General features: G+C 52.4%; 10 protein-coding genes and 1 tRNA gene. 3 read left to right on the top strand and 8 right to left on the bottom strand.

The window, feature by feature from the left end; genetic code table 11:
* Positions 1-80: 80 nt before the first annotated feature.
* The 8 genes from HVE01_RS06880 to HVE01_RS06845 all read right to left on the bottom strand — a co-directional run bounded on the left by HVE01_RS06880 (position 81) and on the right by HVE01_RS06845 (position 6,499).
* On the bottom strand, positions 81-308 hold the full coding sequence (locus HVE01_RS06880) for a hypothetical protein (RefSeq protein WP_146943163.1): 228 nt from the start codon (positions 306-308) through the stop codon (positions 81-83).
* Positions 305-610, bottom strand: a complete 306-nt coding sequence (locus HVE01_RS06875) for a helix-turn-helix transcriptional regulator (protein ID WP_146943161.1) — start codon at positions 608-610, stop codon at positions 305-307. The genes HVE01_RS06880 and HVE01_RS06875 overlap by 4 nt, the downstream gene beginning before the upstream one ends.
* Before the next feature lie 198 nt (positions 611-808).
* The gene (locus HVE01_RS06870) at positions 809-1,375 is read right to left on the bottom strand and encodes an AAA family ATPase (protein ID WP_146943159.1); all 567 of its coding nucleotides are present in this window, start codon (positions 1,373-1,375) and stop codon (positions 809-811) included.
* Between the two features lie 108 nt (positions 1,376-1,483).
* Positions 1,484-1,666 carry an ogr/Delta-like zinc finger family protein gene (locus HVE01_RS20160; protein ID WP_422822486.1) on the bottom strand — a complete coding sequence of 61 codons (183 nt, stop codon included), beginning with the start codon at positions 1,664-1,666 and terminating at the stop codon, positions 1,484-1,486.
* Between the two features lie 248 nt (positions 1,667-1,914).
* The gene (locus tag HVE01_RS06860; RefSeq protein WP_146943155.1) at positions 1,915-3,156 is read right to left on the bottom strand and encodes a tyrosine-type recombinase/integrase; all 1,242 of its coding nucleotides are present in this window, start codon (positions 3,154-3,156) and stop codon (positions 1,915-1,917) included.
* A gap of 132 nt (positions 3,157-3,288) precedes the next feature.
* Positions 3,289-3,365 (bottom strand) — tRNA-Arg (locus tag HVE01_RS06855).
* A 50-nt stretch (positions 3,366-3,415) separates the two neighbouring features.
* The gene (locus HVE01_RS06850; RefSeq protein ID WP_125749705.1) at positions 3,416-4,363 is read right to left on the bottom strand and encodes an AEC family transporter; all 948 of its coding nucleotides are present in this window, start codon (positions 4,361-4,363) and stop codon (positions 3,416-3,418) included.
* 138 nt (positions 4,364-4,501) lie between these two features.
* A complete protein-coding gene (locus HVE01_RS06845; protein WP_146943154.1) occupies positions 4,502-6,499 on the bottom strand; it encodes a sensor domain-containing diguanylate cyclase in 1,998 nt (665 codons plus the stop codon).
* A gap of 325 nt (positions 6,500-6,824) precedes the next feature.
* Here HVE01_RS06845 and HVE01_RS06840 point away from each other — a divergent pair, with 325 nt between their 5' ends.
* Genes HVE01_RS06840 through HVE01_RS06830 form a run of 3 tightly spaced genes read left to right on the top strand, consistent with a single transcriptional unit; the run spans position 6,825 to position 10,994 of the window.
* The gene (locus HVE01_RS06840) at positions 6,825-8,945 is read left to right on the top strand and encodes a capsular polysaccharide biosynthesis protein (protein ID WP_146943152.1); all 2,121 of its coding nucleotides are present in this window, start codon (positions 6,825-6,827) and stop codon (positions 8,943-8,945) included.
* 1 nt (position 8,946) lies between these two features.
* A complete protein-coding gene (locus HVE01_RS06835; RefSeq protein WP_146943150.1) occupies positions 8,947-10,182 on the top strand; it encodes a capsule biosynthesis protein in 1,236 nt (411 codons plus the stop codon).
* The gene (locus HVE01_RS06830; protein ID WP_146943148.1) at positions 10,179-10,994 is read left to right on the top strand and encodes an SDR family NAD(P)-dependent oxidoreductase; all 816 of its coding nucleotides are present in this window, start codon (positions 10,179-10,181) and stop codon (positions 10,992-10,994) included. The genes HVE01_RS06835 and HVE01_RS06830 overlap by 4 nt, the downstream gene beginning before the upstream one ends.
* The last annotated feature ends 1 nt before the right edge of the window (position 10,995 follow it).

The following is a 10,995-nucleotide window of genomic DNA, read 5'->3' as shown; positions in this document are numbered from 1 at the left end:
TACGATCTCTGGACAAAACTTCCCCTTACCCGCTGGGCTTAGCCCAGCAGCGTTACCGCTTGCGGAAAGGGGTTAGGGGGTTAGCAGTCGGTCAATATTTCTGTGGCGGGCTGGTGGCGGCTGAAGCGTTCCAGGCCATCACGCTGGCCATCTAACCATTTAGCGCTGATATCACCGGTCGACCCTTTACGGAAGGCCTTTCGGCTGGGTGATTTGGTGGCGTCGACCATGGCGGCTTCAAGCTTGACCACATCGTCAGCGGTGAGCTTTAGCGTTGTTCCGTTAATGGTGAATTCAAACTGGCTCATGCGTGGCGCTCCGGTTGGTGTGTGGTCATGCGTAACGGCGCTGGGCGGCTTCCTAAGGTTTGGCGCTTGCGTTCTTCCAGGCAGTTAGCAATCCAGCTATCCACCTCCTCCTCTAGCCAAGCAACGCTTTTGCCGCCAATCGGCACCGGGGCCGGGAAAGTGCCCTGGCGAATACCGTCATAAATGGCCGAACGGCTTTTGCCGGTTTTCTGCTCGACCTCCTTGCGACGCAGCAGGCGGTTACCTAGCTGGATCTTGTTCACCGTTCTGAAAGGCGGTGTGTGAGTGGTGAGTTCAGGCATTGATTCGTGTCCTCGCGGTGTCATTCCAGGCAAGTGCCCTAGTGGCCCTATGAAGCTTGACGGTTATTGGAAAGGCCCGCCACAAGGGCGCGTTGTGCGAAAAATCTCGCACAACGGAATACAACATTGAGTTTTCACAGGCCCAAAAAAAACCGCTGCCACGGGCGTGACAGCGGGCTTGGATGTGTATCTAAAAATTCAACAATCTAGCTTTTCGCGCACGAAAGCTACGCGCTCGACAGTACTGGCTCGGGGCAATTCGACAAGGGTATAACCCAGCTCGTCATAAGTGGCGACCATTGCCTCCCAAGTAGCCCACGCCTCAGCAAAGCTCTGCTTACGTTCGGCGTCGCCAGCGAAAATAGCTTCCCACGGCGGTGCCACAAACACAGTTGGCGCATAACGGAACTGCTCGGCGGCGCGCCATACGTGATCCGGCACCGATAGGCCCACGACTCGCCTATAGCCGATCACATCGGGAACGCCCCTATCAAACAGCGCAGGCCCCTCGATCTCGGCCGCTTCATGCCACGAGCGCAGTTCCCAGCTCAACATCAGATCGGCGAAGGCCTCTTTATCTCCCCAAGGCAATGCATCGCCCCCGATGGCCACTTGATCCTGAATAATGGCTCTCCCGGCTTCCGGCATATGCTTAATGCCGACAGCCGCAAGTGCTTCAAGAAGGGTACTCTTTCCTGACCCAGGGCCGCCGGTAATGACGAAGCGTTTTACAGGCTGTGCCGTCGTGCTCACTCTCTGAATCATGGGTATGCTTAAGCTCCTTAACTCCTTTCACTCATCGCCTTTCGTCAACGAATTAATCCATAGCCCATATACTATTCACCCAAAAGGCCAGCGTTGTTCAAAGCTGGCTCATTCTTCGTAGAATGGGGAAACACTTAATTCCACTTTTTGCCCAGTACCGCATTTTCGATTGGTACATCTGAGGTAAATGATTTTAAAACTCTCCGAGACGCGCCTACTGGTTCTTATCCGCATATCCGACTCACATTTAGGGCATTTCTCCCCTAACCCATACAGTCCATCTGCGACCATATATTCATCGCTGTAGATGGGCAAAAAGGGAAATTTAGGTCTAATTGGCTTCTCATTTCTGGGCCTTTTCTTATATTTCTTTTCTTTGTATTTGTACGAGCGCACGGAAGAAAGGGTTAAATCAACACGCCAATATGCTCCACATCCAAAGCACCTTAAAAGAGCTACCTGCTTATCATCGGATGGTTTAATACGCTCCTCGATGCGCATCATTGTCTTGCAGTTAAGACACTTCTCCCCTAACCCCATCATTTTACTAAACCGTCTTCTTGCCTTTCTGTACCAAAAAGATAATCCGCCCAAAACTGCATCATGGCGGGCCGCTGATCCGGTGCCATGTGCTGGGCATGGGTATAAACGCCTTCAATGCCAGGCAGCTTGTGCGATAGCTGTAGTTCTATCCATTCTCTGGGGTAACCCAGCTCTTTTAAGCCGGTGGCCACAACATGGCGGGTGCCGTGGGGTACGTGTCTCCCTTCATAGCCCATACGCTTTAATGCCATATTAAAGGCGGCATCGGATATCGGCTTACGGGGGTTGTTGCGACCAGGAAACAGTAATTTGAATGTGCCCGTTAACTTGTGCAGATAGCGCAATTCGTGAATAGCTTGAGTGGGCAAAGGTACTTGATGCGCCCTTCCCATCTTCATACGTTCGGCGGGGATCTTCCAAACAGCGGCTTGTAGGTCGAATTCTTTCCACTCAGCCATGCGCAGCTCACCTGGGCGCACAGCCGTCAGCAACAATAGCTTTAAGCCGATACGCACCATCGGGCTTTTATCGTATTCCTCAATATCACGCACAAGCTCGGGTAGCTCCTCCTGAGATATGTGATGAAAGCTTCCTCGTTTATAGGGTTTAAGCGCTGTATTGAGGTCGGTGAGAGGGTTAAAACTAGCCCTTCCCGTTATGATGGCGTAGCGATAGATATCCCTGCAGAAGGCGTGTAGGCGGCGTCTTTGCTCAAATTTCCCCAAGTCTTCCAGCGTGCGCAGGATTTCCAGCCATTCAAGGGGCAAAATGCTCTCAATGGCGCGACTACCCACCTTCGGGAAAACGTACATTTCCAGCACACGCTTACTATCGTTGGCTCGCTTAGAGGTCTCTTTCCAACGCGGCACCATGCTCGCGTGCCACTCCATGGCCAGCACCTCAAACGTGTTTTGTGCTGCGTACTGTTGCTGCCGCCTATCGTTTTGCTTTTGCTCAACGGGATCGACACCTTGGGATACTAGCCGCCTGATATCGGCCCGCTTCTCTCTGGCTTCAGCAAGGCTTACTTCCGGGTATTTTCCAAGGCTAATCATGTTGCGCTTGCCATTAGGACGTGTGTAGCGCAAACGCCACCCTCGGCGGCCATCGGGCCAGATCCTAAGTTCTAATCCTTGGCCATCGTTGAGCGCTAAAATTTTCGTGCTAGGTTTGGTTGAGTTTATCTGTCGAACAGTTAGTGCCATGGAGGTATACCGAGCATCTTCGAATGGAGGCATATACCATTCTGTATACCATTTAGCAGCGGGATTTGGAAGGAACAGCGAGGAACAATGAGGAGCCAAAAACCTTGTATTTCAGAGTATTGTACTCTTTTTTAGGCCTTCTCAGGACGTCTCAAGAATGGCCGTTGGCGTCCCTGGCAGGAGTCGAACCTGCGACCTGCCGCTTAGGAGGCGGCTGCTCTATCCTACTGAGCTACAGGGACTTATGGGGCGCATAGTATAGCGCGTTGGAGAGTGTCAGCCAACCGCGCAGTTAAATCCAGCCTAACAGGCGCAGCGCAAAGATACCGGTGGTGACGGTGACACTGGCCATTAAGGTAGTCATCGCGACGATATTGGCAGCCAGCGCTACATTGCCGTTCATTGCTTTTACCATCACAAAGCTGGCGGCGGCGGTTGGGCTGGCGAAGAATAGAAATAACAAGCCTAGCTTTTCTCCAGAGAACCCTACCGCCCATGCGGCTAGCGTGGAGAGCAGCGGCAGCACAATCATTTTCATGCTACTGGCGCTTAATGCGATTTGGCTGCCGCTGCGCATGGTGGCAACCGAGAGCGTGGCGCCGACACAGATCAATGCTAGCGGTAACGTTAACGAGGCGAAGTAGTCGCCGGAGGTAATCAGCCAGCTGGGCAGTGGAATCGAAAACGCTGTAAATGGCAGCGCGGCGACTACAGAGATAATCAGTGGATTAGTGACGATATGCTTTAACAGGCTACGCCAATTTGTCGATTGCCCGGGCTGGTAGGCCGCCAGGGCCACTACCGAAAGCGCGTTATACATCACAATCACTACGCCAAGCAGCAGGCTACCGGCCGAAAGCCCGTAGTTACCGTACATTCCCGCCGCCAGTGCTAACCCGACGATGCCGCAGTTACCCCGAAACGCGCCCTGTACATAAATACCGCGGTCGGCTTTAGGCACCCGATAGCTGGCCCATAGCCAACTGATCAGGAACTGGCCAAGTGTCGCGGCGGCAAAAAACAGCAGCAAAGGTACATCTAATGCAACGCTTAGATCGGCTTTTATTAAACTCAAAAAAATCAGCGTGGGGAGCGTTGCTTTGAAAACGAGAGCGGACGCTGTAGAGACAAATTCCCTGTCGATCCATTTTAGGCGCTTTAAGCCGATGCCGACGAACACCATGGCAAAAACAGGCAACGTGGTATCCAGCGTGCGGGAAAACAGCTCAAGTAGGTTCACGAAAGCACTCTCATTCGAATAAGCAGGCGCTTATATTCTACCGTCATTCGAGGTTTGTCGACTGATGGAAATAAATAACGGCCTTAACAGAAGGCTACCCCGAAGACGCAAAGACCAAATGCAGTGCCAATGTCACCGCTAATCAAACACCGACATTGGATCAGGTGCCTTGGACAGCTTGACCACCACATCATCACGCCCATGGGCTTTGGCTTCGTAACTGGCGGCATCCGCGCGGGAAAGTGCCACGTTGTAGTTAGTGTCGTTCTCATCGAAGCAGGTCACCCCAATACTCAACGTTACGGTGTACTCTTTACCCTCGTGGGAAACCGACACTTCACTCACCGCTTGGCGTAACGATTCAGCAATACGTTCTGCCTGGCCTAAAGTACAGCTCGGCAGCAGCACCCCAAATTCATCGCCACCTTGGCGGGCTACGTGGTCACTGCGACGGACTTCCCACGCGACTACCTGGGCAATACGGCGCAGCATTTCGTCCCCTAATGCATGCCCACCTTCATCGTTAATGGGCTTGAAGTGATCAAGGTCGAATAGCAGCAGCGCTGACGGCGTGCTGGTTTTCTGAAAGTCGGCAAAGGCTTCGTCAAGACGGCGCTCAAACCCACGGCGGTTGAGCAGGCCAGTTAATGGGTCATGCTCGGCTTCCCAACGTTGAAGCGCTTCCTGCTCCCGGCGCTCAGTAATGTCTTTTACCACCCCGACCAAGCCAAGCGAGTTCCCCCCTTGGGAAAGCATGACCACACGGGCATGAATCTCAAGCCAAAGTATCTCATTATCACTGCGTATAAAGCGCAGCTGACGCACATAGTCATTGCCGGTTTTTAAGCTATGTATCCACATGTCTTTCGCGCCGGAACGATCATCTATATGGATTTGCTCAAGCCAGGCTTCCATAGGCAGATCAGGCTCAATACCCAAGATATCGAGTAGCGCGGGGTTCATATAGGTAATGTCGCCGCCAAAGTCAGCGACAAACATTCCTTGGGGCGAGGCATTAAGCACCGAATCCAAAAATGCTTCACGCTCTTGAAGGTGTCCAACGAGCTGCTGACGCTCGTTCTCAACACGATTAAAGGTACTGGCTACTTTTTGTAGCTCTTGCATATTGGTCGCAAGATCAACGCCAGAACGGCGGCCTAGCCCTACGTCACCAATTTGTGCTTCCAGCAGGTTCAATGGCGTTAAAATACGTGCCAGCAACCACCATAAAAGAGGCATCATTAATACCGCAGCGGCGCACCAAATCCACCATAGCTTATGGATAAAACCAGATAACGGTAATTGAGCTTGCTGCAAAGGAAGATAAAGCCCCACCACCCAGCTTGCTGACCACACTTGTGCATAGGACTGTAGGCCAACTCGGCCATCAAGCAACTTACCAACGCCATCGCCCTGCCAGCCGTCGAGCGCTAAGTCCAACAGCGGAATAGTCGTTGCATCAAAGCTATCGTTATTAATTAGCGCTCGATTCGGATGATACAAGACTCGGCCAGTTGCAGTAGAAACCGCAGCATAGCCTTCGCTACCCAATCGAATAGTTGCTAGGCGTTTGAATAACCCACTGCTATTTAAGCTGACAACACCACCAATCATGCCCGCGAACCGCCCGTCGTTATCTATCCGGGGAACACTGACTAGCACCATGGGCATCTCGCTAGCCCGCCCCACAAATGGCTCACTAACGTAAGGCCTTTGCGTACCTTGCAGCATTTTATAGTATTCAAGGTCGGCTGTTTCCAGGCCCACACGCCCCGCCACTGCCGGCCAATCAGACACAATTCTGCCGCTGCTATTGCTCACAACAATGGCATCGAACCATGCCAGTAGTGCGTCGTTTTTGCGCAGCTCATAGCCAAGCCATTCAGGATCATTGGTCATTCCAAGAATGTCGTTTAGCCGCTCTAACGCTTGGATACGGTGGTCGATTTGCTGGGTAACTTCATCCGCAATCAGGTCGGCTTCATAACGCATGTGGGCCATATTGGCTTCTTGCACCATGGTTTTCCCCACCTGCCACGCCATTCCCAACACCAGCCCAGCCAGTATCAGTAGCGCACACAAAAGCCCCAGCAGCAGCCGGCCTTTTAAAGAACTAACGATTGATTTACTCAGCATCGACTTCCTAAATATCAATCTTTTGCAGGCAGCAGCCAGACGCACCAATCACCACCTTGTTATTAACGTTTGCTACTTGCTCGTCCAATGAGCCAGTCCCAATTGCGCCATAAACCGACAACTTAACAAAATAGAGGAAGAAGTGCGCGTTGGTGAAATTCAACGTGATTGCACCTTTGATATGTATCATTGTGTAACAGCAAACCCTCTTACCGTAAGACCACTTTAGGCTTAATTGATAACCTAGACCTTTTCACGTATGTTCGCCGCTTTAAATGTTTGCGTTTATATTTACGCATGTTTTTGACACTATTTCGGCTCTTTCATGGCAAAACTAACGGCAGGCTATACATCTCCCGGTATTACCAAGATCAACGCGCTTGCTTCTTTTTTGCCCGAATATTCGCATTTTTCACGCATTAGGCCACTGAGTTCTAAACCGAGTGCGGTTATTGGCTGGGGGCTCAAGCCCACGAGTGAGGGTGCTCGCCATTATGCCGCCCGTCATCGCTTACCGTATGTCGCTCTTGAGGATGGCTTTCTTCGTTCTTTAGGATTAGGCGTCGAAGGCTATCAGCCTCATAGCATAGTCGTTGATTACACGGGTATCTATTATGACGCCTCTCGCCCTAGTGATTTAGAAAACTGGCTCAATCATGCCACCTTTGACGCCGAAGAGCTTGCCCAGGCCAGGCGCTGCATTGAGCAACTATCACGTTATCGCCTATCGAAATACAACCACGCGCCTGATTACCCGCTTCCCGTTGCTAGAAGCAGCGCGGTTGAAGCTGGCAGTGTTAAGACTGACGGTGCTAGGGCTGACAATGCTAGGGCTGACAATGCTAGAGCTGACAATGCTAGGGCTGACAGCGTGTTGGTGGTGGATCAAACGGCAGGCGATGCCTCTATTCACTATGGCGGCGCTAACGCAGACAGTTTTCGGCAAATGTTAGCCTGCGCTTTAACCAATCATCCTGATGCCGATGTTTTGGTTAAAGTACACCCTGATGTTATCGCAGGCAAAAAGCTCGGGCATCTCGCAGACGCTCACGATAACCCTCGCTGCCATATCATCAGCGATAACATTAACCCTTGGGCACTGTTTGACCGAGTTCAAACCGTTTATGTCGTCACTAGCCAGTTAGGCTTCGAAGCCTTGATGGCAGGTAAGCAAGTACACTGCTTTGGCCTGCCCTTCTATGCAGGATGGGGGTTAACGCACGATCAGCTTAGCTGTACACGAAGACAAGCCTCTCGGCGCTTGGAAGAGGTATTTGCCGCCGCCTATCTTCGTTACCCCCGATATGCCAATCCCTACACGGGCAAGGCCACAACGCTGGAAGAAACGATTGCCCTGATTGCCGATCAAAAGCGCCAGCAAGAGCGCCTGCGTGGTGAGTGGTTAGCCTGTGGCTTCTCTTCATGGAAGAAGCGCTTCATTGGCCACTTCCTGGGCCCAGCGGCAAAAGTCAATTATCAAAAAGAGCTGCCAGTCGCTTTCTCAGCGGATGTTGAAAAACCCAATTTACTGGTGTGGTCCAGTCGTATTAACGATGACTTTAAAGCCCGCCACCGTGACCATATAGCGGCGTTATGGCGAATGGAAGACGGCTTTATACGCTCCGTAGGTTTAGGGGTGGATCTCGCTCAGCCGCTCTCTTTGGTCATTGATCGACAGGGCATCTACTACGATCCCAGCCAGCCCAGCGAGCTAGAAACGTTGCTGAATACCGCTGATTTCAGCGATGACTTGTTAGAGCGAGCGGAACGATTGCGCGAACGATTGGTCGCATTGAAGCTTTCCAAATATAATGTACCGGGCAAAGAAGCCATTGAACTACCCGCCAACAAACACATTATTTTAGTGCCAGGCCAAGTGGAAAGCGATGCGTCGATTGCAACAGGTTCGCCAGAGATAAGTACCAACAGTGCACTGTTAAAAGCCGTGCGGGACAGCAACCCCGATGCTTTTATTGTTTACAAAGCCCACCCTGATGTGATTTCCGGCGCGCGTGTCGGAGCACTCGATACCAACGCCAAACGCCTGTATGATCTCGACGCTAGTTCTATCGATATCACCGTGTTGTTAGCACGCGTTGATGCCGTGCATACCATGAGTTCGCTGACTGGCTTTGAAGCGCTACTTCGTCGACGCCAAGTATACACCTATGGCCTGCCGTTTTACGCTGGCTGGGGGCTAACCCAGGATGCTATGCAGTGTTCGCGACGCAACCGTGTGCTGTCGCTGGATGCGCTAGTCGCAGGAACACTGCTTCTATACCCAAGCTACGTCGATCCCGGCTCTCGGCAACTGTGTAATGCTGAAACAGTAGTCAGCCTGCTGGAGCAGGCTAAATTAGAAAAAGTTAAGTCTCAAAAACATATGCTTACATGGAAGCAGCGGCTATATCGCTGCTATCGTAACTTATTCATTGGAAGTCATTAAGTTGAAGCAAAAGCGTGCATTCTTATTTCTCCAAGGCGTCTGCTCGCCCTTTTACCAGCGTCTTGCCCGTCGGCTAACCGACGATGGCCATCGCGTGGTAAAGGTTAACTTCAACGCTGGCGATATCGCCTACTGGCAGCGCACCCACAGCCAAAACCATTTGTTTCGTGGCCCACTAAGCGAGCTACCGGCTTATATCCAGTCGTTGTGGCAGCGTTACAGCATTACCGATCAGGTGCTATTTGGTGACCGGCGTCCGATTCACCGCCCAGCGGTTGACTTAGCACCCGCGGCTGGCATTCGTACCCACGTTTTTGAAGAAGGCTACTTTCGCCCTTTTTGGGTTACTCTTGAACGCGAGGGTGTTAATGGCCACTCGCTACTGCCCCGAGATCCCAAGTGGTTTTTTGAAACAGGCAAAGCGCTGCCCAAGCTCCCTGCCCCGGTTCGCTTTCGTTCGTCTTTTAAAATCCGTGCCGCTCACGACATGTGCTACCACCTAGCGGGGTTAGCGAACCCCTTGGTGGCTCCCCACTATCGTAACCATGCGCCTATCACTGCGCCGGTGGAGTATGCGGGCTACGCCAAACGCTTCACTTTACTTAAGTACTGGAAAAGGCGTGATGCTACGCGGATAAAAAACCTTATCGAAGGCGGCAAGCCTTATTTTATGTTGCCGTTGCAGCTCAACACCGATGCACAGATTCGTGACCACTCACCTTATGCCAATATGGAAGAGGTGATGGATCACGTTATGGGGTCATTTGCGCTAAACGCCCCTAGCGATGCGCTGTTATGTATCAAAAACCACCCGCTGGATATGGGGCTGGTTAATTACCCGAACATCATTAAACGGCTGGAAGATTTTTACGGCCTACATGGGCGCATCGTTTACCTGGAATCAGGCAATCTCAACCCATTGCTTAAACACGCCGCAGGCACCGTCACAGTGAACAGCACGGTCGGCATTGTGTCCCTTGAAAAGCAGTGCCCTACCTTTGCCCTCAGCGACCCCATCTACAATTTAGCGGGCCTCACCTACGAAGGCTCGCTAGACGAGTTTTGGCACCAACCACCGCTGCCCAGCCAAGCGCTGTTTGGCTATTTTCGCAATACGGTGATGCACACTACGCAAATCAACGGTGGTTTTTACTGCCAACCCAGTATCGATTTAGCGGTGAACAACGCAGCGCGTATACTAGAAGCCTGCCCTTCACCCCTGGAGACGTTGCTGTGAACGTTGCTGCGAACGGTGTAACGACCTCTTGCCCTGCTAATGCCTCCCGCTGCGTGCTGATCACCGGTGCCACTGGCGCAATAGGCGGGGCGCTGGCCCGTGCTTATGCAGCTCCGGCTACGCACTTGGTGCTACACGGCCGCAATCAGCAGGCGCTTGAAGGCTTGGCGATGGCATGTCGCGAAAAAGGTGCACAGGTGACGTTGTCATCAGCCAGCTTAACCGACCAGAACGAGCTCAACGACTGGCTCGATACGCTATGTGCCGAGCACGTTCCAGATATTGTGATTGCCAATGCGGGGGTCAATACTCATCCCAGCGCAAGCACGCTAGAACCTTGGGACGAGGTTCAGGCGCTGCTCGATGTCAACTTGAAAACCCCCATTGCAATGGCGCAGCGGCTAGTTCCTGCTATGCAAGCACGGGGCAGCGGTCAATTGGTGTTTATTAGCTCGTTAGCGGCCTGGCATGGGCTACCAACAACGCCAAGCTACAGCGCTAGCAAGGCAGGTATTAAAGCCTACGGAGAGGGCTTAAGAGGCTTGCTTGAACCCCACGGCATTGGTGTGACCGTGGTAATGCCTGGCTATGTTACTTCCGCCATGTGCAACGCCATGCCCGGCCCGAAGCCTTGGGAGTGGCCGCCAGAGCGAGCCGCTCACGCCATACAACGAGGCATCGCCGCTAACCGCGCTCGCATTAGCTTTCCCTTCCCGCTGAATTTCGGTACTTGGTGGCTAGCCGTGCTACCGGCGAACATTTCTCAATGGCTTATCAAACGTCTTGGCTTTAATCATACCGGGGGCGCGTAGC

It is taken from the genome of Vreelandella venusta, assembly GCF_007989605.1.
Taxonomy (GTDB): Bacteria; Pseudomonadota; Gammaproteobacteria; order Pseudomonadales; family Halomonadaceae; genus Vreelandella; species Vreelandella venusta.
The sequence above is the reverse complement of the archived record's forward strand: the minus strand, read 5'-3'. Positions and strand labels throughout refer to the sequence as shown.